Genomic DNA, 23,705 nt, shown 5'->3' on the forward strand with positions numbered 1-23,705 from the left:
TCACCGAATGTTAGCCGCAGCGCCAAATTCGGCGTTGTACCGCTTGCCAGGCGAGAACGCGTCGGGCATTTATCGGTCGACTACGGTTAACTCTATGGGAGTGCAAGATATGTTTGTACGGTCTCTGTCCATCGGCGTTGCTGCCGCTGCTCTTATGGTTTCGGGTGCTCAGGCTGCCGACCTCATCATTCCGACGACCCCCGAGCCGATCTATGAGCCGGCCGGCTTCAGCTGGGATGGCCTTTATGCTGGTGTTGAAGCCGGCGGAATCTTCACCGACGGCATCGATGACGATGTCGGTGGCGTGATCGGTGGTGTTGTTGGTGTCAACTTCACTGTTGCTGATCCGTTCCTCCTCGGTGCTGAACTCCAGGGCGACTATGTCTGGATGGACGGCGATGACGCCGGCCTGTTCCTGGCCCTCGCTCGCGTTGGCGCTGTCGTGACCGACGAAGTCCTCGTCTATGGTTCGGCCGGTGTTGGCGTTTCCGTCACTGACGGCGATGACGATGGCGTCTTCGCTCTCGGCGGTGGTGTTGAAGTTGCCGTTACCGAGAACGTCTCGGTTCGCGGCGAAGTGCTCGGCCTCGGCACCCTGGACGACGGTGATGACTTCTTCACCGGCGCGAAGGCTACCGTTGGTGTCTTCTACCACTTCTAAGATATAGTATTGCAAGCGACGCAGACGGTTACGCCTGCGTCCAAGAATGTCTTGCAGACCCAATGCGGCGAACCGGCGACGGTTCGCCGTTTTTGGTTTCTGGAGCCGGATTCCAGCCAAAGTCATTAAGTGGACAAAAAACGTCCATGTTTCTTTCCCTTGAATCGACGGGGGCGAAGGTATAGGCCCTAACCATCAACCGGCACGCCGGTTTTTCGGGCCCCAATCGCCCGTCTTGCAGCGTGCCAACCGTCCGCCAGGTCGGTCTCAAACACAGGCTGCCGCATGACTGATTTGCTCAGCGAATATCTCCCGATCGTCGTCTTCATAGGACTTGCAGGCGTGATCGGACTGGCCCTGCTGGTCGCGCCGTTCATCGTCTCCATAAAGAATCCCGACCCGGAAAAGGTGTCGGCGTTCGAGTGTGGTTTCGATGCCTTCGATGATGCGCGCATGAAGTTCGATGTTCGATTCTATTTGGTGTCGATTCTCTTCATCATTTTCGATCTCGAGGTCGCATTCCTGTTCCCATGGGCTGTAGCGTTTCACGACGTCGGCTGGTTCGGCTTCTGGTCGATGATTGCATTCCTCGGCGTGCTGACTGTCGGTTTCGTCTACGAGTGGCGCAAAGGAGCACTTGAATGGGATTGAGCCCAAACCCTTCGACCCCCAGCGCAGGATCTGCGCCGCAAGCCACGGGCACGACCGATCCGTTTTTTACCGGCCTGTCTGACGAGTTGGCTGACAAGGGATTCCTGGTTACCGCGACAGACGAACTGATCAACTGGGCGCGCACCGGATCGCTGATGTGGATGCAGACCGGCCTTGCCTGCTGCGCCGTCGAGATGATGCAGATGTCGATGCCGCGCTACGACATCGAGCGTTTCGGCACCGCGCCACGCGCGTCGCCACGTCAGTCTGATGTTCTGATTGTGGCCGGTACGCTGACCAACAAGATGGCGCCAGCTCTGCGCAAGGTCTACGACCAGATGCCAGAGCCGCGTTACGTGATCTCCATGGGCAGCTGCGCCAATGGCGGTGGGTACTACCACTACTCCTATTCGGTCGTGCGCGGATGTGATCGCGTGTTGCCGGTAGATGTGTATGTGCCGGGCTGTCCGCCGACAGCCGAGGCGCTACTTTATGGCATTCTGCTGTTGCAGAAGAAGATTCGGCGTACCGGTACAATCGAACGATAGGCATTGCTTCGCATGGATGAAGCTCCGCAAAAGCACCCGCTCGAGCAATTGAGTGAGCATATTTCCGCAGGCATCGGCGACGCGGTCGTGGCGTCGTACTTTGCATTCGGTGAGCTGACGCTGATCGTGGCACGTGAGTCGTGGGTGGAGGCTGTTCGCTTCCTCCGCGATGATCCGGAGTGCAAGTTCATCAATTTCATCGATCTGTGCGGGGCGGACTATCCCGAACGCGAAGACAGGTTCGATGTTGTTCTGCATTTGATGAATCCGCATCGCAACACGCGTATCCGCATCAAGACCGAAGCCAACGACATGGACCCGGTTCCCAGCATCTCCGAGCTGTTCGCTGGTGCGGATTGGTTCGAGCGCGAAGCTTATGATCTCTACGGAATTCTGTTCTCGGGTCACGCCGATCTGCGCCGTATCCTGACTGACTACGGCTTTGACGGTCATCCGCTGCGCAAGGATTTCCCGCTGACGGGGTTTGTCGAAGTGCGCTACGACGAAGAGCGCCGTCGCGTCGTCTACGAGCCTGTGCGGTTGCCGCAGGAGTTTCGTTCGTTCGATTACCTGTCTCCATGGGAAGGCACGGACTATGTGCTGCCGGGGGACGAGAAGGCGAAGTCATGACCATCGAAGCGCAAGAAGCCAATGAAGCCGATGTCCGCACGTTCAATCTGAACTTCGGGCCGGTCCACCCCTCAGCACACGGCGTGTTGCGGCTCGTTCTCGAGCTTGATGGTGAAGTGGTGACGCGGGTCGATCCGCATGTCGGCCTGCTGCATCGCGGGACCGAAAAGCTCATCGAGTACAAGACCTATCTGCAGGCTGTGCCGTATTTCGATCGGCTCGATTACGTCGCTCCGATGAATCAGGAGCATGCATTTGCTCTGGCAGTCGAAAAGCTCCTCGATATCGAGGTGCCGCGTCGTGGTCAGCTCATTCGGGTGCTGTACTCGGAAATCGGCAGACTGCTGTCGCATCTGATGAACGTCACCACTCAGGCGATGGATATCGGTGCGCTCACCCCGCCGCTGTGGGGCTTCGAGCAGCGCGAAAAGCTGATGGTGTTTTACGAGCGGGCGTCCGGAAGCCGCATGCACGCTGCGTATTTCCGCCCTGGCGGGGTGCATCAGGACCTTCCGCAGGATCTGATCGATGATATTGCCGATTTTGCCGAGCAGTTCCCGAAGGCCCTGGAAGATATCGGTGGTCTTTTGACCGAAAGCCGCATTTTCAAGCAACGCAACGTCGATATCGGCGTCGTCAAGCTTGAGGATGCCTGGAGCTGGGGCTTTTCCGGCGTCATGGTGCGCGGCTCCGGTGCTGCCTGGGATTTGCGCAAGTCCCAGCCCTACGAATGTTATGACGAATTCGACTTCGACATTCCGGTGGGCAAGAACGGTGACTGCTACGATCGCTACTTGATCCGCATGGAAGAGATGCGTCAGTCGAACCGCATCATCAAGCAGTGTATCGAAAAGCTCAATGCGCCTGAGGGCCGGGGACCAGTCTCGTCAGAGGACGGCAAGGTCGTGCCGCCCAAGCGCGGCGAGATGAAGCAATCGATGGAAGCGCTGATCCATCACTTCAAGCTCTACACCGAGGGCTACAAGGTGCCTGCTGGCGAGGTCTATGCCTGCGTCGAGGCGCCGAAGGGCGAATTTGGCGTCTATCTCGTGTCGGATGGCACCAACAAGCCTTACCGGTGCAAGATTCGCGCTCCCGGGTTTGCGCATTTGCAAGCCATGGATACCTTGTGCCAGGGCCACATGCTCGCTGACGTTGCGGCCATTCTCGGGTCGCTTGATATCGTGTTCGGGGAGGTCGATCGCTGATGGTAGCGCGTCGTCTCGCAGACGAGTCGGTCCAGCCGACAGACTTTGCATTCAATAATGACAATTCCGCGTGGGCAGAAAAGCGTATCGGGCTTTACCCGCCTGGTCGTCAGCAGTCTGCGGTCATCCCGCTACTCATGCGGGCGCAAGAGCAGGAAGGCTGGATCAGTCGGTCCGCGATCGAGACGATCGCAGAGATGCTGGACATGCCATATATCCGCGTGCTCGAAGTTGCGACCTTCTACACGCAGTTTCAGCTGCAGCCGGTGGGGACTAATGCGCATATTCAGGTTTGCGGCACCACACCGTGCATGTTGCGTGGCGCTGAAGACATCCGTGCAGTCTGCCAGAAGAAGATCCACCCAGACCCGCACCATACCAACGCCGCCGGCACTCTGAGCTGGGAAGAAGTTGAATGCATGGGTGCGTGTGTCAACGCACCCATGATCGCCATTGGCCAGGACACATATGAAGACCTGACGCCGGAGCGTATGGAAGAAATCATTGATGCCTTTGCTGAGGGCCGCGGTGATTCCATCCCGCCGGGCACTCAGATTGATCGGGTATTTGCGGCACCTGTCGAAGGTCGTACCACGCTGCTCGAGGAGCCAACGGCCGAGCGTCAGAAGTTTGTGCCGCCAGAGCCGGAAGGCGAGGAACAGGCCCCGCCTGCCGAGCCGCAAAAGCCGGCCGCCAAGACTGAGCCGAAGAAGGACGAGGTAAAGCCTGCCAAGGAGCAGGAACCGACTACGGCCGCGCGGCCGCATGACGTTACGGCGGAATCAGCGCCGGCGGTCAAAGGGCCCTCGGCTGAAGCCAAAGTCTCCGAGGCGGAAGCCGAGGAAGAGCGTGAAGAGGCTGACGACGAAGCCGGCGCGGATGGCACGACGAGCGAGACCATGCGTGAGGGTGCGCACGGATCTGAGGAGCCTGGCGGAAAGGCTGATACCGGACGCGCTGTCGGCAAGCCGACGCACGGTGAGCCTGCAGAGGGTGGCTCTTCTGCTGGGGTCGGAAGCTCTGTGCCTTCGCAAGCACCCGTCGAAGGGACACCTGAAGTCGACCCGGTTGCTGAAGAGGGCGGCAATCGGCAGCTGTTTACGCCGCCGCAGGGGCCAGCTGATGACCTAAAGCTGATCAATGGCATCGGACCTGCCATCGAAACCAAACTGAATGAGACGGGTATAACCCGTTTCAGCCAGATCGCGGCCTTGAGTGATGACGATGTCGGAACGCTGAACAAGGCTCTATCGGTTCAGGGTCGCATTGAGCGCGACAACTGGATAGAGCAGGCGAAGGTGCTGGAATCCGGTGGTGCCGAAGAACATCGCAGGGTATTCGGGAAGGACACCAAGTCATGACTGAAAGCCTCGCCATGAAGGCTGCCACCGGGGCAGCCGCCGCCATTAACCTCTCCAATTGCGCAAGAGGGACGACAGATCATGCTGGCCGATAAGGATCGCATTTTCACCAATCTCTATGGTCAGGGCGACTGGCGGCTCGAAGGCGCACGCAAGCGTGGCGCCTGGAGTGGCACCAAGGAGTTCGTCGAGCAGGGGCGTGACTGGATCACCAACGAGGTGAAGGCCTCGGGTCTGCGTGGGCGTGGCGGTGCCGGCTTCCCGACTGCGCTTAAATGGACATTCATGCCGAAGCAGAGTGACGGACGGCCGCACTATCTGCTGGTGAATGCCGATGAGTCGGAGCCCGGCACCTGCAAGGACCGCGAGATCATGCGTCATGATCCGCATCATCTGGTCGAAGGTTGCCTGCTGGCGGCGCGGGCCATGGATGCGCATCTTGCGTTCATCTATGTGCGTGGTGAGTTCATTCGCGAACGCCAGCATCTCGAGCACGCGGTTCAGGAAGCCTACGACGCCAAGCTGATCGGCAAGGACAATATCCACGGCTGGGATCTCGATATCATCGTGCATCACGGCGCCGGCGCCTATATCTGCGGCGAAGAAACGGCGTTGATGGAATCGCTCGAGGGCAAGAAGGGCCAGCCAAGGCTGAAGCCGCCGTTCCCGGCAGGCATGGGCGTCTACGGCAATCCGACAACGGTCAACAATGTTGAGTCGATTGCGGTCGTCCCAGAAATCCTGCGTCGTTCCGGTGCCTGGTTCGCGTCAATTGGCCGGCAGAATAACACAGGCACCAAGCTGTTTTGCGTTTCCGGGCACGTCAATCAGCCAGCCACGTTCGAAGAAGCCATGGGTGTCACCTTTGGCGAGATCATCGACAAGCATTGCGGCGGTGTTCGCGGTGGTTGGGACAACCTGCTGGCGGTGATCCCTGGGGGATCGTCCGTTCCGTGCGTGCCCGGCGAAAAGATGCGTGATGCGGTGATGGATTTCGACGGGCTGCGCGAAGTCGGCTCGTCGCTTGGCACGGCTGCCGTCATTGTGATGGACAAGTCTACAGACATCATCAAGGCGATCTGGCGTTTGTCTGCCTTCTACAAGCACGAGAGCTGCGGACAGTGCACGCCCTGCCGCGAAGGTACGGGCTGGATGATGCGCGTGATGGAACGCATGGTCGAAGGACGTGCCCAAAAGCGCGAAATCGACATGCTGTTCGAGGTCACCAAGCAAGTCGAAGGGCACACGATCTGCGCTCTAGGCGATGCGGCTGCGTGGCCAATCCAAGGTTTGATCCGCAATTTCCGGCCAACGATTGAGGCGCGCATTGACGCCTATACCTACAATTCGACTTCCGAAGGCGCTGTACCTTCGGTTGCCGCGGAGTAGGACGGAGACTGAGCATGGCAAATATCAAGGTAGACGGGCAGCTCATCGAGGTACCCGATCACTACACGCTGATGCAGGCCGCCGAAGCCGCCGGCGCCGAAATACCTCGCTTTTGTTACCACGAGCGCCTGTCGGTCGCCGGTAACTGCCGAATGTGCCTTGTGGAGGTAAAAGGCGGCCCACCAAAGCCCCAGGCATCGTGCGCGATGTCGGTGAAGGATCTGCGGCCCGGGCCGAATGGCGAAGCACCGGAAATGTTCACCAACACGCCGATGGTCAAGAAGGCCCGCGAAGGCGTGATGGAGTTCCTGCTGATCAACCACCCGCTCGATTGCCCGATTTGCGATCAGGGCGGTGAGTGCGACCTGCAGGACCAGGCGATGGCCTATGGCGTTGATGCCTCCCGCTATCACGAGAACAAGCGCGCCGTTGAGGACAAGTATCTCGGGCCGCTGGTGAAGACCACGATGACGCGCTGCATTCACTGCACGCGCTGCGTACGCTTCACGACCGAAGTGGCCGGTATCTCGGAAATGGGGCTGCTGGGTCGTGGCGAGGACGCAGAGATCACATCCTACCTCGAGCGCGCGCTGACCAGCGAATTGCAGGGCAACGTCATTGATTTGTGCCCGGTCGGCGCGCTGACCAGCAAGCCTTATGCGTTCGCCGCCCGTCCATGGGAACTCAACAAGACCGAATCCATCGATGTCATGGATGCCGTCGGCTCGAGCATCCGCGTCGATAGCCGTGGCCGTGAGGTCATGCGCTTCCTGCCGCGTGTGAATGAGGCCATCAACGAAGAGTGGATCTCGGACAAGACCCGCTTTGTCTGGGATGGACTGCGCAGCCAGCGTCTTGATCGGCCTTATGTGCGCCGCGGCGGCAAGCTTGCTGCAAGCACCTGGGACGAGGCATTCGGAGCAATTGCAGAAGCAGTGAAGCGCCCGGGGGCAAAGGTTGGCGCCATTGCCGGCGACCTTTCGGGGGTTGAGGAACTCTACGCTCTCAAGAAGCTGATGGGCGAACTTGGTTCTGGCAATATCGATTGCCGCCCGGCGGGATCGACACTCGATCCTTCTGCAGGCCGTGCCGGTTATATTTTCAATCCGACCATTGCCGGTATCGAGCAGGCCGATGCAATTCTTATCGTGGGTTCCAACCCGCGCCTGGAAGCCGCAGTGCTCAATGCGCGCATTCGTAAGGTCTGGCGCGCAACTGGTCTGCCGATTGGTGTGATCGGTGAGCAGGCGGATTTGAACTACGGGTACACCTATCTCGGTGCGGGCACCGAAACCCTGGCAGAGCTAGCTTCCGGCACAGGCGACTTCGCCGAAATCTGGAGCAAGGCGACGCATCCGATTGTCATCGTTGGTGAATCCGCAATCGCTGGCGATGCAGGTCAAGATACATTGGCGATGGCCGCGCATCTTGCCGGCAGCCCCGCTGAAGTTGTCTCCGGCTGGAACGGCCTTGCGGTGCTTCATAATGCGGCCGGGCGCGTTGGCGCTCTCGATATCGGATTTGTGCCGCAGCAGGGTGGTCTCGATACAGCGTCGATGTTGTCCGGCGGTGTCGATGTCCTGTTCCTGATGGGCGCAGACGAGGTCGATCTGTCGCAGCTTGGTGACGAGACGCTGGTCGTCTATATCGGCACCCACGGCGATGCTGGTGCGCATAAGGCAGACGTCATTTTGCCGGCGGCGGCCTATACCGAAAAGAATGCGACTTACGTGAACACTGAAGGCCGCGTCCAACTTGCGGCGCGTGCAGTGTTCCCGCCGGGAGATGCCAAGGAAGATTGGGCGATCATTCGTGCCCTATCTGCCGTTGTCGGCAAGACACTGCCGTTCAACTCCTTGACGCAGCTAAGAGCGGCGCTCTATGCGGAGGTGCCGCATATGGCCCGAGTCGATCTCGTCGAGCCAGGCAAGGCTGACGATGTGGCAAGGATTGCCAAGGTTTCGGCAAATCCGAAGAAGGCGAGCTACGCTTCGCCGATAAGCGAATACTATCTCACAAACCCCATCGCCAGGTCGTCGGCGGTGATGGGTGAGTGCGCGGCGCTTGCTGCCGGGCAGCGGCAGGCAGCGGAGTAGGGGAGCGACATGGACTTCATTCTTGCTGCTCTCGACTATCTGCTGGGCATTCCGGGGCTCGGGGGCACTCAGGTCGGCTTTATCTATAAGGCGCTGCTGCTGCTGGTGGCGTTGCTGGTCTTTACCGCCTTCATTCTTCTCGCAGACCGCAAGGTTTGGGCTGCCGTGCAGATCCGCCGCGGCCCAAACGTGGTCGGGCCATTCGGCCTTCTGCAGTCGTTCGCCGATCTGCTCAAGTTCGTGCTCAAGGAACCGCTGATCCCGGCTGGCGCCGACAAGACTGTGTTCTTGCTGGCTCCTCTGGTGACGGTGCTACTGGCACTTGCCGCTTGGGCCGTCGTCCCACTCGATTTCGGCTGGGCGATGGCCGATATCAATGTCGGTATCCTCTACATCTTCGCCGTCTCTTCGCTCAGCGTTTACGGCGTGATCATGGCGGGGTGGGCGTCCAACTCGAAGTACCCTTTTCTCGGTGCATTGCGTTCTGCTGCACAAATGGTGTCATACGAAGTCTCGATTGGCTTCGTGATCGTCACTGTGCTGCTCTGCGTCGGGTCTCTGAACCTGACCGATATCGTCATTGCTCAGCATGAGATGGGGCTTGCCCACACCATTGGGCTTCCCTGGCTGTCGTTCCTCAACTGGTTCTGGCTGCCGCTGTTCCCGATGTTCGTCATCTTCTACATTTCTGCCCTCGCCGAGACGAACCGCCCGCCCTTCGACCTGCCGGAAGGCGAGTCGGAACTGGTGGCTGGTTTCATGGTGGAATACTCCTCGACCCAGTACATGATGTTCATGTTGGGCGAGTATGTCTCGATCCTGTTGATGTGCGCGTTGACCACCATCCTGTTCCTTGGTGGATGGGCCTCGCCGCTGGATATTCCGCCGTTCAACTGGGTGCCGGGAGTCGTCTGGTTCGTACTCAAACTCTCGCTGGTCTTCTTCATGATCGCGATGGCGAAGGCCATGGTTCCACGCTACCGCTATGATCAGCTGATGCGTCTTGGCTGGAAAGTATTCCTGCCGATCTCGCTGGTAATGATCTTTGTGGTGGCTTTTGTTCTCCAGCTTACCGGCTGGGGCTGGCACGGAGGAGTTGCCTGATGCGTGCCGCACAGTTTCTCAATTCGCTTCTGTTGAAGGAGTTCGTATCGTCGTTCTTTCTGGCGATGCGGTACTTCTTCAGCCCAAAGCCCACCATCAACTACCCCTTCGAAAAGGGCGCAGTGAGCCCGCGCTTCCGTGGTGAGCACGCTCTTCGCCGCTATCCGAACGGCGAGGAACGCTGCATTGCCTGCAAGCTCTGCGAGGCAATCTGTCCGGCGCAGGCGATCACCATCGAAGCCGGACCGCGTCAGAACGATGGCACGCGCCGCACCGTGCGCTACGACATCGATATGGTGAAGTGCATCTATTGCGGCTTCTGCCAGGAAGCCTGTCCGGTGGACGCCATCGTCGAAGGGCCGAATTTCGAGTTCGCGACAGAAACCCGCGAGGAGTTGTACTTCTCCAAGGACCGTCTGTTGGCGAACGGGGACCGTTGGGAACGCGAGATCGCGGCGAATATCGCTGCCGACTCGCCGTACCGTTGAGAGGGCTCGGATGACGCTTCCGCTCTTCTTTTTCTACGTATTTGGCACCATCACGGTGGCTTCAGCCCTGATGGTCATTGCATCGCGCAATCCGGTGCATTCCGTCCTGTTCCTGATCCTGTGCTTCGTGAATTCGGCAGGCCTGTTCATGTTGGCCGGCGCTGAGTTTCTCGCGCTGATCCTGGTTGTCGTCTATGTCGGCGCCGTTGCTGTACTGTTCCTGTTCGTCGTAATGATGCTCGACGTGGATTTCGGCAGCATGCGGCAGGGTATTCTGCAGTACGCGCCAATCGGCCTAGTAGTCGGGATCATTCTTTTGCTGGAGCTGCTTCTTGTTGCCGGCAGCTTCGTCATATCGCCGGAAATCGCGGCGTCGCCAGCTGTGCCTATGGGCATCGGCATTGATAATACGCGCGCGCTCGGTCAGATCCTTTACACACGCTACATCTATGTCTTCCAGGGCGCCGGGGCGGTGCTACTGGTTGCGATGATCGGGGCGATCGTCCTGACGCTCCGGCACAAGCCGAACGTCAAGCGGCAGGATCCGGCGACGCAGGTTGCGCGGCGCGCGAGCGAGACCATGGAAGTGGTCAAGGTCAAGAGCGGGCAAGGATTGTAAGGGGACTGAAATGGGCTTGGAGATCGGGCTCGGTCATTATCTGACCGTGGCAGCAATCCTGTTCACGCTAGGGGTGTTCGGCATCTTCCTCAATCGGAAGAACGTCATCATCATCCTGATGTCGGTGGAACTGATCCTTTTGGCAGTGAACCTCAACCTCGTGGCGTTTTCTGCTCACTTGGGGGATCTGCAAGGGCAGGTGTTCGCACTGCTCATTCTGACTGTCGCCGCGGCCGAGGCCGCGATCGGTCTGGCGATCCTCGTGATCTTTTATCGCAACCGCGGGTCCATCGCGGTCGATGACATCAACATGATGAAGGGCTAGGGGCGTCGGACATGATTCAGGCGATTGTCTTTCTGCCCCTCATCGGGGCGCTCGTTGCGGGTTTGCTTGGCCGCACCATCGGGCACCGGCCGAGTGAACTCATCACGACGACGCTGCTGCTCGTGGCAGCGGTTCTGTCTTGGGTCGTTTTCATTCCGGTGGCGTTCGGCGATGGTCTCGCCGGCGCCGTCGTGGAAGAGGGCGGTCACGGCGCGGTCCTCAAGGTCGAGATCATGCGCTGGATCCAGGTCGGCGACATGGATCTTCGCTGGATTCTGCGTGTCGATACGCTGACTGCGATCATGCTGGTGGTGGTCACCACCGTGTCGAGCCTCGTCCACATCTATTCCATCGGCTATATGGAAGAGGATCCGCATCGCAGCCGCTTCTTCGCTTATCTGTCGCTGTTCACTTTCGCCATGCTCATGCTGGTGACTGCGGACAACTTCCTGCAGATGTTCTTCGGCTGGGAAGGCGTGGGTCTCGCGTCCTACCTGTTGATCGGCTTCTGGTACACGCGTCCGGCCGCCAATGCGGCTGCGATGAAGGCATTTGTTGTCAACCGCGTCGGTGACTTCGGCTTCGCTCTCGGCATTTTCGGCGCCTTCATGGTGCTTGGACACATCGATTTCGATGGCGCGTTCCATGCTGTTTCGGAACTCGGTGAAGAGCTTCCGACCATGCAGTTCCTGGCATGGAACCTCGATGCGATGACCGTGATCTGTCTGCTGCTGTTTATGGGCGCCATGGGTAAGTCAGCGCAGTTCCTTCTCCACACCTGGCTCCCAGACGCCATGGAAGGGCCCACCCCGGTTTCCGCGCTCATTCACGCCGCAACAATGGTGACGGCGGGCGTCTTCATGGTTGCCCGTTTGTCGCCGCTGTTCGAGACTTCGCCATTTGCCCTGGCCGTGGTCATCACCATCGGTGCCATCACCGCGTTCTTTGCGGCCACCATTGGCCTCGTCCAGAACGACATCAAGCGTGTCATTGCTTACTCTACGTGTTCTCAGCTGGGCTACATGTTCGTGGCGCTCGGCGTCGGTGCCTATTCCGCCGGCATGTTCCATTTGTTCACGCATGCCTTCTTCAAGGCGCTGTTGTTCCTCGGCGCCGGCTCGGTCATTCACGCGATGCACCATGAGCAGGACATGCGCCATATGGGCGGCTTGCGAAAAAAGATCCCGATTACGTACGCGATGATGATGATCGGTACGCTTGCACTTACGGGTGTCGGTATTCCGGGCACGAGCATCGGTTTCGCCGGCTTCTTCTCGAAGGACGCGATCATTGAATCCGCCTATGCCTATGGCGGCACGTTGGGCAGTTTCGCCTTCTGGATGCTGGTTGTTGCCGCGCTGTTCACGAGCTTCTACTCGTGGCGCCTGGTGCATCTCACCTTCCACGGCAGCCCGCGTGATGCGCAGCACGGTCACTCCGAGCACCCGGACCCGCAGCATGCCGCTCTAGAGACGCATCACGAGCCGGTCGATGATGACAACGCCGACGATCATGGCCACGCTCATCACGGCAGCGCCTATGACAACGCGCATGAGAGTCCGGCTGTAATGCTCTGGCCGCTTTATGTTCTCGCGATTGGCGCTGTTCTCTCGGGCGTCGTCTTCTACGGCATGTTCTTCCATGAGGTTGAGCACATCGAGCACTTCTTCGCGGGCTCGATCTATGTCGATCATGAGTTGATCGAGGCAGCGCATCACGTGCCCTTGTGGGTGAAGTGGTCCGCGACGATTGCCATGATCCTCGGCTTTGTGACCGCCTGGTTCATGTATATCCGCTCGCCCGAGACCCCGCGTGGTCTGGCCGAGCGCAATCCGGGGCTCTACAGCTTCCTGCTCAACAAGTGGTACTTTGACGAATTGTACAACGTCATCTTCGTCCGTCCCGCCCTATGGATCGGACGCGCCTTCTGGCGCGGATTCGATGACTGGCTGATTGACGGCAAGCTCACTGAAGGTCTCGGCCGCCGCGTACAGAACGTCACGTCCTGGGTCGTGCGGCTTCAGTCCGGCTACTTGTATCACTACGCCTTCGCCATGCTTATCGGGGTCGCGGCCATCTTGACCTGGGCGATCGCGGCCGGGGGACTGCTTCAATGACGTTCGAGAACTCCATTCTCTCCATCATCACCTTCCTGCCTCTTCTCGGGGCAGTGGCGGTGCTGTTCGTCCCCGGTCGCGGCGGGGCGAGCGACAACACTGTGCGCAGCATCGCGCTGTTGACGACGCTTGTCACCTTCGCGCTGTCGCTCGTGATGTGGGCAGCCTTCGATCCGTCAAACGCGGGCTTCCAGTTTGTCGTCGACAGCGCCTGGATCGGCGACAATATCGGTTATCGCGTCGGTGTTGATGGCATCTCGGTCCTGTTCGTGGTGCTGACGGCGCTGTTAATGCCCTTCTGCATCCTGTCGAGCTGGGACTCGGTGGGGACGCGCGTCCGCGAATACATGCTGGTGTTCCTCGTTCTGGAGACGCTGATGCTCGGCGTGTTCGTCACGCTCGATCTCGCGATGTTCTACGTGTTCTTCGAAGGCACGTTGCTGCCGATGTTCCTGATCATCGGTATCTGGGGCGGCAAACGGCGTATCCAGGCGAGCTACAAGTTCTTCTTTTATACGTTCGTCGGCTCGGTGCTGATGCTGCTCGCCATGATGGCGATGTACTGGGATGCCGGGACAACGGATATCCAGCAATTGCTGACGCACAGCTTCCCGACGGGTATGCAGACATGGCTGTGGCTGGCGTTCTTTGCGTCGTTCGCCGTCAAGATGCCTATGTGGCCCTTCCACCGCTGGCTACCGGAAGCACACGTCGAGGCGCCGACTGCTGGTTCGGTCATCCTTGCCGCGATCCTGTTGAAGCTTGGCGGCTACGGTTTCCTGCGCTTCTCGCTGCCAATGTTCCCGGATGCCTCGGCACAGCTTGCGAACTTCGTCTTCATCCTCTCCGTCGCCGCGATCATTGTCACGTCGCTGGTGGCGCTCGTTCAGGAAGACATGAAGAAGCTCATTGCCTATTCGTCCGTCGCACACATGGGCTTCGTGACCATGGGCATCTTTGCCGGCAATGAACTGGGTATCCAGGGCGCGATCTTCCAGATGCTGTCGCACGGCCTGATCTCTGGCGCACTGTTCCTGTGCGTCGGTGTGGTCTACGACCGTATGCATACGCGTGAAATCTCGGCCTATGGCGGGCTCGTCGACAACATGCCGCGCTACGCTTTTGCCTTCATGGTCTTCACAATGGCCAATGTCGGATTGCCGGGTACGTCCGGATTCGTCGGTGAATTCCTGACCTTGATCGGCGTCTTTCAGGTTAACACGTGGGTAGCATTTGGCGCGGCCTTTGGCGTCATCTTCTCAGCCGCGTACGCGCTGTGGCTCTATCGCCGCATCATCTTCGGTGCGCTGACCAAGGACGCTTTGAAGGGCATGCTCGATCTGTCCTTGAAAGAGAAGGTCGTGCTGTATCCGCTCATCGTCATGGTCATCGCATTCGGATTCTATCCCGCGCCGATCCTCGATACGACGGCAGGTGCCGTTGAAGCACTGGTCGCTCACTATTCCAGCTCCGTCGGTCTTGAGACCGCGACGGTCGCTGCTGCCGCCCACTAGGAGTTGTCATGAACTCGGATATCGTCAGCTTCGCGAGCCTTGCCCCGGCCTATCCTGAGCTGGTTCTGGCCGTCGCCTCGCTGGTCCTCTTGCTGGTAGGCGCGATCATCAACAAAGAGCGCGTAATCGGCATTACCTATGCCGCAATCGTGCTCCTGCTGGGTCTGGCGGTATACGTCGCCATCACGCCCAGCGAAGGCATCCTGTTCAACGGCGTGTTCATCGCCGATGGGTTCACGCGCTACATGAAGACGCTTGTGCTCGGGGCCTCGGCATTTGCGCTCATGCTGTCGCTGCCGCATGCTGAAGAAAACGGGACGCACAAGTACGAATACGCCGTGCTTGCGCTGCTTTCGACCCTGGGCATGTGCACCATGGTCTCGGCCAACGACCTGATGACGCTCTATCTCGGCATCGAACTGCAGTCGCTTGCGGTTTACGTGCTCGCCGCTATCAAACGCGATAGCGGCCGTGCGACGGAAGCGGGCCTCAAGTATTTCGTGCTCGGTGCACTGTCATCGGGCATGCTGCTTTATGGTGCTTCGCTGATCTACGGTTTTACCGGGAACACCAATCTGCAGCTGATCGTGGCTGCGATCGCAATCGAGGGCCGTTCGATCGGCTTGATCTTCGGCATCGTGTTCCTGCTGGCCGGCGTGGCCTTCAAGCTGTCCGCAGTGCCGTTCCACATGTGGACGCCTGACGTGTACGAGGGCGCGCCGACGCCGGTCACTGCTTTCCTGGCCACTGCACCCAAAGTCGCAGCGATGGCGTTGCTCATCCGCCTGGTGATGGATGCCTTACAACCGGTCACGGGTGATTGGCAGCAGATCATTATCTTCCTGTCGATCGCTTCGATGGTGCTTGCCGCGTTCGCCGCCATCGGGCAGCGGTCCATCAAGCGGCTCGTGGCGTACTCGTCGATTGGCCATGTGGGCTTCGCACTCGTCGGTCTGTCTTCTGGTACCGCAGTGGGTGTCGAGGGTGTCGCGATCTATATGGCGATCTATGTCACCATGACGGTCGGGCTCTTTGCATTCGTCCTTTCGGTGCGGACAGATGCCGGACCGGTTGAGACTATCGACGGGCTTGCAGGACTTTCGCGGGAACGCCCGTTCGCAGCGGCGATTATGGCAATTTTGATGTTCTCGCTCATCGGCCTGCCACCGCTCGCGGGCTTCTTTGCCAAGTGGCACGTCTTTCTTGCCGCCGTCGAAGCGCAACTCTTCGTTCTCGCGGTCATCGGTGTTTTGGCATCCGCAGTTTCGGCCTTTTATTACCTGCGGGTGGTCAAGGTGATGTACTTCGATGATCCGGTGGCCCGTTTCGAGAAGGTGCCGGGCGAACTGACGGCGATCATGGCGATCAGCGGCTTTCTGCTTGTGACCTACTATTTCACGGTTGGTGGCCCGCTTGCGAGCGTCGCCCACGCGGCTGCGGGAAGCCTTCTCTAGGTGAGTGGTTTCGCCCTTGGTGCCAAAGCTCGCGCTGCCGGCTATCGGTTGCGCGCGTTCGATACCATCGGGTCGACAAATAACGAGGCCCTGGAGGCTGCGCGCGCAGGTGATCCAGGCGGATTGTGGTTCGCGGCACTGCAGCAGACCAACGGCCGGGGGCGTCGTGGACGACCATGGGCGTCCCCATATGGCAATCTTGCCGCGAGCCTGTTGATTATCCCTGATGCCGCTCCAGAGACCCTAGGTACTATCGGGTTTGTCGCAGGTGTAGCTCTCAACACTGCGCTTTCGCAAAGCGTGCCGGGCGCAGGAGTCCAACTCGGGCTTGATGCCGCCGCTATAGCTGACGGGCAGGGCCGGTTCGCGCTGAAATGGCCCAATGATGTGCTGGCCGATGGCGCAAAGCTAGCCGGCATTCTGCTTGAGGCGCAGGCATTGCCCGATGGTCGCCGCGCCATCGTCATTGGTATCGGGGTGAATGTCGTCGCTGCCCCTGCGGGAACGCCATATCCCGCAACCAGTCTGGCGGAGCTCGGGGCAACGGTGACGGCACAAGACGTATTTGCCGCGCTGAGTGAAGCGTGGGTCGCCATGTTCGCGCTTTGGCGAGATGGGCACGGGACCGCAGACGTTCTGGCGCGCTGGCGCAGCTGCGCAGCCGGGCTTGGGGCGCCGGTCGCTGTGCAGCGCGACGGCGAAGTCATTCGCGGAATTTTCGAATCGATAGACGACGACGGACGGCTCATCGTTCGTGACGGAAACAACGCTCGCATCGCCATCACGGCGGGTGACGTGCATTTTGGGGCAACGGCCAGCGCCCGAAGCTGACCGACAAAGCGATGCGCAAGCTGCCCGCCGCGGTGCGGCGGAGACGTGCTTGCCTATGGAAGAAAGTGCAGTAATGGCAAGAGAACAGCAGCAGGAGCTGGTCTTCGTTCCTCTGGGGGGCGTAGGCGAAATCGGCATGAACATGGCCGCGTACGGCTTCGGTCCGGAGCACAGCCGTAAATGGTTGGTCGTGGATTGCGGCGTGACCTTTGGTGATCCGAGCCTTCCGGGAATCGAGCTGATCATGGCCGACCCGGCTTTTCTTGAGGACCATATCGAGGACGTTGTTGGCCTCATGCTCACCCACAGCCACGAAGACCACTATGGCGCCGTGCTCGATCTGTGGCCAGCTTTCGACAAGCCGGTGTTCTGCACCCCGTTTACTGCTGCAATGCTGGCCGCAAAACGCGCGGGCGACGGGATCGTCGAGAATGTAGACATTACCATCATGCGCCCGGGCAAAGCGTTCGAGATCGGGCCATATACGGTCGAGCCCATCAATGTGGCTCACTCGATCCCAGAGTCGAACGCGCTGCTGATCACCACTCCTATCGGTCGTATTCTGCATACTGGCGACTGGAAGCTTGATCCAACGCCTGTAGCCTCTCCGGCCACTGATATGGCTGGCCTCGAGCAGATCGGCGACGACACCGATCTGCCGCTTGCCCTCGTCTGCGACTCGACCAATGCGCTCAAGGAAGGGCAGTCGCCTTCGGAAACCGAAATTGCCGCGACGCTCGCCAAACTCGTGGCCGAAGCGCCGCACCGGATCGCCTTCACAACCTTTGCTTCGAATGTCGGTCGGGTGGTCTCGATCGTCCGCGCGGCGCAGCAGGCTGGGCGGGAAGTGGTGATGTCAGGGCGGTCATTGCACCGGATTATGGGCATCGCCCATGAGCTGGGGATGCTCGAAGGCCTGCCGAAGCTGCACGACCAGGACGCCTTCAAGTCTATCGCTCGCGACAAGACGGTGCTCATCTGCACTGGCAGTCAGGGCGAGCCGCGTGCGGCCATCGCCCGTATTGCTCGTGGTGAGCATCCCGTCATCGATCTCAATGCCGGTGACCGCGTGGTCTTCTCGTCCTGGGCGATCCCCGGCAACGAGCGGGAAGTCATCGATATCCAGAACATGCTGATTGATCGCGGGATCGACGTGATCACGCAGAACAACGAACTGGTTCACGTCACTGGTCACCCGCGGCGCGATGAGTTGCGCAAGCTCTACAGTCTGGTGAAGCCTGAGGTGTTGGTGCCGGTCCACGGTGAGGCCATGCACCTGCACGCGCACGCGGCGCTTGGCCGGGAGGCTGGTATTCCCAACGTCATGGAAGCGCGCAACGGCGATCTGGTTCGGCTTTTCCCGAATTCAATGGCGTTCCCTGGCGAGGTGCCGACGGGCGAACTTTATCTCGACGGACTTGTGTTGTGCACACCTGAGGAGAGTGGCGTTCGTAGCAGACGGCGGCTTTCGTTTGGTGGCCACATCGTTCTGTCGATCTGCGTTGACAGGCAGGGACAGGTCGCCTCCGGCCCTGACCTTGTCGTCGAGGGCCTGCCAGAGACCGAGGACGAGCCAATTGGCGACCTGATCGAGGACACGATCGCGAATGTTCTCAAGAGCTTTGCGCCGAAGCGCCGGGCGTCGGATCCCGACGGCCTGCAATCGGCTTTGTTCAAGGCAATTCGGGGCGAGGTCAATTCCTACTGGGGCCGCAAGCCGAACGTCACTGTATTCGTTCACAAGGTCTGACAATGCAGATCGGGTCGATCATCGCGATCTATTTCGTCGTCTGGTGGCTGTGCCTCTTCATGGTTCTCCCATGGGGCGCCCGCAGCCAGAGTGACGCGGGAGAGGTTACCCCCGGCACGGAGCCGGGGGCCCCGGCGCTGTTCCGGATCTGGCGCAAGCTGCTGATCACCTCTGTGCTCGCTGCGTTGCTCTCCGTGCTGCTGGTATGGGCTTTAGGTAATCCGACCTTGCGAGAGTACTGGCGCTGATGGCTGTGCCGGACGTAGACGTAGCGGCACTGCAGCTGTTTCTGAGCGAGTTTCTGAGCGCTGATCTTCGGTTGAACCGGCTCAACGGGGGCGACGAAAGCGCGGTCTTTCTGGCGGAAACACCAAGCCAGCGTCTCGTGGTCCGCGTTGCCCTAGAGGCAGAAGGGTATCGCAAGGACAGCCTTGTCGCAAACTGGCTGGCCGGGACCGCGGTTCCGGTTCCGGCAGTCCTACGAATCGGCGCGTGGGGCGGGTTTCACGTCTGCATCACCGAATATATCGATGGAGACACGGTGCAATCACTCGACGCCGAGGGTCTGTCACCGGTGGTGCGCAGCGTAGCCGAGACTCTCCAGGACTTGCGACGTTTCTCACCGCCCGTTCCCGATAGCGCCGGCCCTCTGGACAGCGAAGGGAGATGCAGGTTCCGCAGTTGGCCCGAATACCTGGCTGAGAGCACGAGTGCGGCTCGCCAGACCCGCTGGGGCGATAGCCTCAATCCGAAGGCATGGATGCTGGTCGCTCGGCTGTCTGAACTTGCGCCGGACCGTCGTGGCCTCGTTCATGGCGACTTCGGCTCGAACAACCTTCTCACGGACGGCAAAAGAATTACGGGTGTTCTGGATTGGTCCGAGGCGATGATCGGTGACCCGCTCTACGATGTAGCCAACCAGTTCTTCTGGCGCACCTGGCTCGCATGTATGGAGGCTCAGGCACGCTTGTTCGAAGAGGATGACCAATTCTGCCTTTCCGAAAGGGATATGGCACTGGTTCATGCCTACCAGCTTCACATCGGGTTGCGGCAGTTGCTGGCATACCAGAAAGCGGACGATCAGCAGATGTGCACATGGACCGTCGGGCGCATCAACCAATTGCTGTCGTCGGCGTCATAAATCAGTCCGCAAAGAACCGTACAAATAAAAAAGCAGGGCACGAGGCCCTGCTATTTTAGGTGGCACGACAAGACGTTGGTCTTAGGCCTGCAATTTCTGCGGCGGCCAACGCTCCTCCCTTGACGTTGTCGGCGATAAGCGGTTTTGACCGCCTTCGTCTTATTGAGCCGGACCCTAACAACTTGCCATAAAGCTGTCACGCAAATTCTGCATGGCTTCCATGCTTGCAACGGTTGGACGAGTCCGATTTTATCGTGCGCTGATCGAGCCCTTGAGTCGGCGCTCAAAAGTCGGAGTATTCATGCGTCTTTCCCGTTACTTCCTTCCGGTCCTGCGCGAAGTACCTAAAGAGGCGGAGATTGTCTCACACCGGCTGATGCTGCGCGCCGGCATGATCAGGCAGCAGGCATCCGGCCTCTATTCCTGGCTGCCGCTTGGCTACAAGGTGCTGATGAAGGTTCAGCGCATCATCGAGGAAGAGCAGAACCGCGCCGGTGCGATCGAACTGCTGATGCCCACGATCCAATCGGCCGATCTCTGGCGTGAGAGCGGGCGTTACGACGCCTATGGCAAGGAAATGCTGAGGATCGAGGACCGGCACGAACGCGAGTTCCTTTATGGCCCGACCAACGAGGAGATGATCACCGACATCTTCAGGTCCTATGTGCGCTCCTACAAGGACCTGCCGCTCAACCTTTACCACATTCAATGGAAGTTCCGCGACGAGGTGCGTCCGCGCTTCGGCACCATGCGAAGCCGCGAATTTCTGATGAAGGATGCGTATTCCTTCGATGAAGATAAGGATTCTGCGGTAAAGGCTTATCGCCGGATGTTCGTGTCCTACCTGCGCACGTTCCGTCGCATGGGCCTCACTGCCATTCCGATGCGTGCCGAGACCGGTCCGATCGGGGGCGATCTCAGCCATGAGTTCATCGTGCTGGCCGATACCGGCGAAAGCGCGGTATTCTGCCATGCCGACCTTCTCGACAAGCCCATTCCCGGTATCGATACCGATTACGAGGGTGATCTGCAGCCGATCGTAGACGACTGGACATCGCTCTATGCGGCGACCGAGGACATCGTCGACATGGCTGAGTATGAACAGGCAGTGCCCGAGGAAAAGCGTGTCTCCGCCCGCGGGATCGAGGTTGGGCAGACCTTCTATTTCGGCACCAAGTATTCCGAACCGATGAAAGCCAATGTCACCGGCGCGGACGGCAAGGATACGCCTGTGCACATGGGCTCCTACGGTATCGGACTGACGCGCGTCTTGCCGGCGATCATCGAGGCCAGTCATGACGATGATGGAATTATCTGGCCCGTCAGCGTCGCGCCGTTCGAGGCTGTGCTGATCAATCTCAAGGCCGGCGACGATGCCTGCAACTCTGCCTGCGAAGAGCTCTATGCGGAGTTGGCTGATGCCGGGATTGATATACTCTACGACGATCGCGACCAGGCTGCCGGAGCGAAGTTCGCGACCGCGGATCTCGTTGGCATCCCATATCAGCTGATCGTTGGCCCGCGCGGGCTCAAGTCCGGTGAGGTGGAGCTGAAGCATCGAAAGAGCGGCGAGCGCGAGGCTGTGCCGCTGGCGGAGGCAGTCAGCCGCTTGAAGTCGCTGATCGTCCCGCAAAGAATGGACCAGGTTTGAGCACGACCACGCAAACAGACAAAAGAGCAGGGGCCGGGCCCTTCTCGAAATTCGAGTGGATGGTAGCTGGTCGGTATCTGCGGGCTCGGCGCAAGGACACATTCATCTCGGTGATCGCGGCGCTGACCCTCGTCGGCGTTGCCATTGGCGTTGCGACCCTGATCGTCGTCATGTCTGTAATGAACGGTTTCCGGGAGGAGCTGTTGAGCAAGATCCTCGGGCTCAACGGGCACTTCACCGCATTCCCGATTGAAGAGCAGTTCACAGACTACCAGCAGGTGGTCCAGCAGATCGAAACCGTCGACGGTGTCGAGTTCGCGGTCTACTTTGTCGAAGGACAGGCACTTGCATCGGGCGACAACCAATCGACCGGCGTATCGGTGCGCGGCATGGATTCCGAGAATATCGCAAAGCTTCCGCTTCTCAGAAACAGCGCCATCCAGGGCGGCTGGGACGAATGGGATGGCAGTTCCGGTGTCGCAATTGGCTATCGTCTTGCGCAACGGCTTGGGGTGGGCCTGGGAGATCCGGTCACGATTATCAATCCGGATGGCGCCACAACACCGTTCGGCACGACCCCACAGATCCGGTCGTATCCGGTTACGGTGATTTTTGACCTCGGCATGGTGGAATTCGATTCGCTCTTCCTGTTCATGCCTCTGCAGCAGGCGCAGGAGTATTTCCGGCTCTATGACGATGTGCTGCGAGAGGGGCAGGAGCCGCTCGATCCGATGGCGACCGATGAGGAAATCGACGCTGCCTATGAGCGAATTTATCAGGCCACCGCAGCGGAGATTTTCATATCTGATCCGGATGCCGTCGGCATAATGCGGCAGCGCATCCAGGCCGCCCAGATCGATCAGCCATTGGTGCTGACGGATTGGCAGCAACGTAACGAGACCTTCTTTTCGGCCCTGCAGGTAGAACGGGTGGTGATGTTCACGATCCTGTCGATGATCATCGTCGTCGCCGCGTTCAACATCATCTCCAGCCTGGTGATGCTGGTGAAGGACAAGGCGGCAGACATCGCCGTGCTGCGTACCATGGGCGCGACGCGCGGTGCGATCATGCGCATATTCTCCATCACTGGAACGGCGATTGGCGTAGCGGGCACGCTGGTGGGGCTGGTGCTCGGGCTGATCATCGCGGCCAATGCGGAGCCGCTGCGTGCTTTCGTGTCGCGCACCCTCGGCGTCGCGATTTTCCCGCCCGAGGTGTTTTTCCTCTCGTCCCTGCCGTCCCGCACAGACCCGGCTGAAGTTATGACTGTCGTGTGCCTTGCGCTGGGCCTGAGCTTCCTCGCAACGCTCTACCCGGCATGGCGGGCCGCGCAATACGACCCGGTCGAGGCTTTGCGCTATGAGTGATGTGCATCTGATCCTCGAGAATGTGCATCGCCATTATGGGGTTGGCGACAAGAAGGTGCATGTCCTGGAAGCGGCGAGCCTGACGGTTCACAGCGGTGAGCTCGTGGCTCTTGTCGCGCCGTCGGGCGCCGGCAAATCGACCCTTCTGCACCTGTGCGGATTGCTGGAGCGGGCGCAATCGGGCGAGATCGAGATTACCGGCACCAAAACCAGTGCACTCAGTGACCGTGGCCGTACGCTGTTGCGCCGCTCCGCAGTGGGCTATGTCTACCAATTTCATCATCTCCTGCCCGAATTCTCGGCACGCGAAAATGTCACCCTGCCGCAGATGATCGCCGGCTATGCCGGTCCGGAGGCAAACAGGCGCGCGATGGAGCTGCTCGACCTGTTAGGCGTAGCGCATCGTGCGGATCACCGCCCGGCAGAATTGTCCGGTGGGGAACAGCAGCGCGTGGCCATTGCCCGGGCAGCTGCGAACCGTCCTCGTGTGATTCTCGCGGACGAGCCGACCGGCAACCTCGACCCGGCAACAAGCGATCTGGTGTTTGAAGCGCTTGCTGGCCTTATCCGGAATGAGGGGGCCGCCGCACTGATCGCGACTCACAATCACGATCTGGCGCGCAAAGCCGACCGAATCGTCACTCTGCGTGACGGCCTAGTGGTCGATCACCAGCTACCGTTGGTAACGAACGCTTAAGCACAGACGCTCCCTGTGAACATCGGGGAGAACACGAGCGTAGACGTGAACAAAAAGGGAACATATAAGACCAAAAGGGAAACACGGGAGATTATCTCATGCT

Annotated in this window: 21 protein-coding genes and 1 pseudogene; all 22 read left to right on the forward strand. The window is 59.6% G+C overall.

Annotated elements, in window-relative coordinates:
* Positions 1-109 precede the first annotated feature (109 nt).
* The 22 genes and pseudogenes from IE127_RS00440 (at position 110) to IE127_RS00545 (ending at position 23,602) form a co-directional block, all read left to right on the forward strand.
* Positions 110-661: an outer membrane protein gene (locus tag IE127_RS00440; protein ID WP_189422385.1), complete on the forward strand. Its 552-nt coding sequence runs from the start codon at positions 110-112 to the stop codon at positions 659-661.
* Positions 662-946: 285 nt separating this feature from the next.
* On the forward strand, positions 947-1,312 hold the full coding sequence (locus IE127_RS00445; protein WP_189422387.1) for an NADH-quinone oxidoreductase subunit A: 366 nt from the start codon (positions 947-949) through the stop codon (positions 1,310-1,312).
* Between the two features lie 80 nt (positions 1,313-1,392).
* Positions 1,393-1,860, forward strand: a pseudogene (locus tag IE127_RS00450) (NuoB/complex I 20 kDa subunit family protein); the annotation flags it as partial.
* 12 nt (positions 1,861-1,872) lie between these two features.
* Positions 1,873-2,490, forward strand: a complete 618-nt coding sequence (locus tag IE127_RS00455) for an NADH-quinone oxidoreductase subunit C (protein WP_189422391.1) — start codon at positions 1,873-1,875, stop codon at positions 2,488-2,490.
* Positions 2,487-3,698 carry an NADH-quinone oxidoreductase subunit D gene (locus tag IE127_RS00460; RefSeq protein WP_189422393.1) on the forward strand — a complete coding sequence of 404 codons (1,212 nt, stop codon included), beginning with the start codon at positions 2,487-2,489 and terminating at the stop codon, positions 3,696-3,698. Before IE127_RS00455 ends, IE127_RS00460 begins: the two co-directional genes overlap by 4 nt.
* On the forward strand, positions 3,698-5,059 hold the full coding sequence (gene nuoE, locus IE127_RS00465) for an NADH-quinone oxidoreductase subunit NuoE (RefSeq protein ID WP_189422394.1): 1,362 nt from the start codon (positions 3,698-3,700) through the stop codon (positions 5,057-5,059). The genes IE127_RS00460 and nuoE overlap by 1 nt, the downstream gene beginning before the upstream one ends.
* A gap of 81 nt (positions 5,060-5,140) precedes the next feature.
* Complete coding sequence (gene nuoF, locus IE127_RS00470) at positions 5,141-6,448, forward strand: NADH-quinone oxidoreductase subunit NuoF (protein ID WP_189422396.1); 1,308 nt, start codon at positions 5,141-5,143, stop codon at positions 6,446-6,448.
* Positions 6,449-6,462: 14 nt separating this feature from the next.
* On the forward strand, positions 6,463-8,544 hold the full coding sequence (nuoG, locus tag IE127_RS00475; RefSeq protein ID WP_189422398.1) for an NADH-quinone oxidoreductase subunit NuoG: 2,082 nt from the start codon (positions 6,463-6,465) through the stop codon (positions 8,542-8,544).
* A 9-nt stretch (positions 8,545-8,553) separates the two neighbouring features.
* Positions 8,554-9,648 carry an NADH-quinone oxidoreductase subunit NuoH gene (gene nuoH / locus IE127_RS00480; protein WP_189422400.1) on the forward strand — a complete coding sequence of 365 codons (1,095 nt, stop codon included), beginning with the start codon at positions 8,554-8,556 and terminating at the stop codon, positions 9,646-9,648.
* Positions 9,648-10,136, forward strand: a complete 489-nt coding sequence (gene nuoI, locus IE127_RS00485; protein ID WP_189422402.1) for an NADH-quinone oxidoreductase subunit NuoI — start codon at positions 9,648-9,650, stop codon at positions 10,134-10,136. The genes nuoH and nuoI overlap by 1 nt, the downstream gene beginning before the upstream one ends.
* A gap of 10 nt (positions 10,137-10,146) precedes the next feature.
* Positions 10,147-10,755 (forward strand): NADH-quinone oxidoreductase subunit J, encoded by a 609-nt coding sequence (locus IE127_RS00490; protein WP_189422404.1) that lies wholly within the window; start codon positions 10,147-10,149, stop codon positions 10,753-10,755.
* 16 nt (positions 10,756-10,771) lie between these two features.
* Positions 10,772-11,080, forward strand: a complete 309-nt coding sequence (gene nuoK, locus IE127_RS00495) for an NADH-quinone oxidoreductase subunit NuoK (protein ID WP_189424596.1) — start codon at positions 10,772-10,774, stop codon at positions 11,078-11,080.
* A gap of 11 nt (positions 11,081-11,091) precedes the next feature.
* Positions 11,092-13,197: an NADH-quinone oxidoreductase subunit L gene (nuoL, locus tag IE127_RS00500; RefSeq protein ID WP_189422406.1), complete on the forward strand. Its 2,106-nt coding sequence runs from the start codon at positions 11,092-11,094 to the stop codon at positions 13,195-13,197.
* Positions 13,194-14,711: an NADH-quinone oxidoreductase subunit M gene (locus tag IE127_RS00505; protein ID WP_189422408.1), complete on the forward strand. Its 1,518-nt coding sequence runs from the start codon at positions 13,194-13,196 to the stop codon at positions 14,709-14,711. The genes nuoL and IE127_RS00505 overlap by 4 nt, the downstream gene beginning before the upstream one ends.
* Positions 14,712-14,719: 8 nt before the next feature.
* Complete coding sequence (gene nuoN / locus IE127_RS00510; RefSeq protein WP_189422410.1) at positions 14,720-16,165, forward strand: NADH-quinone oxidoreductase subunit NuoN; 1,446 nt, start codon at positions 14,720-14,722, stop codon at positions 16,163-16,165.
* Positions 16,166-16,996, forward strand: a complete 831-nt coding sequence (locus IE127_RS00515) for a biotin--[acetyl-CoA-carboxylase] ligase (RefSeq protein WP_189422412.1) — start codon at positions 16,166-16,168, stop codon at positions 16,994-16,996.
* A gap of 73 nt (positions 16,997-17,069) precedes the next feature.
* The gene (locus IE127_RS00520; RefSeq protein ID WP_244639836.1) at positions 17,070-18,746 is read left to right on the forward strand and encodes a ribonuclease J; all 1,677 of its coding nucleotides are present in this window, start codon (positions 17,070-17,072) and stop codon (positions 18,744-18,746) included.
* A 2-nt stretch (positions 18,747-18,748) separates the two neighbouring features.
* Entirely contained in the window at positions 18,749-18,994 is a 246-nt protein-coding gene (locus IE127_RS00525; RefSeq protein WP_189422416.1) for a DUF1467 family protein, read from the forward strand.
* Positions 18,994-19,887, forward strand: coding sequence for a phosphotransferase family protein (locus IE127_RS00530; RefSeq protein ID WP_189422417.1), 894 nt, complete (start codon positions 18,994-18,996; stop codon positions 19,885-19,887). Before IE127_RS00525 ends, IE127_RS00530 begins: the two co-directional genes overlap by 1 nt.
* A 301-nt stretch (positions 19,888-20,188) precedes the next feature.
* Entirely contained in the window at positions 20,189-21,538 is a 1,350-nt protein-coding gene (gene proS, locus IE127_RS00535) for a proline--tRNA ligase (RefSeq protein WP_189422418.1), read from the forward strand.
* A 59-nt stretch (positions 21,539-21,597) separates the two neighbouring features.
* Complete coding sequence (locus tag IE127_RS00540) at positions 21,598-22,905, forward strand: ABC transporter permease (RefSeq protein ID WP_189422419.1); 1,308 nt, start codon at positions 21,598-21,600, stop codon at positions 22,903-22,905.
* Positions 22,898-23,602, forward strand: coding sequence for an ABC transporter ATP-binding protein (locus IE127_RS00545; protein ID WP_189422420.1), 705 nt, complete (start codon positions 22,898-22,900; stop codon positions 23,600-23,602). The genes IE127_RS00540 and IE127_RS00545 overlap by 8 nt, the downstream gene beginning before the upstream one ends.
* Positions 23,603-23,705 lie beyond the last annotated feature (103 nt).

The organism is Devosia pacifica (assembly GCF_014652635.1).
Classification (GTDB): Bacteria; Pseudomonadota; Alphaproteobacteria; order Rhizobiales; family Devosiaceae; genus Devosia; species Devosia pacifica.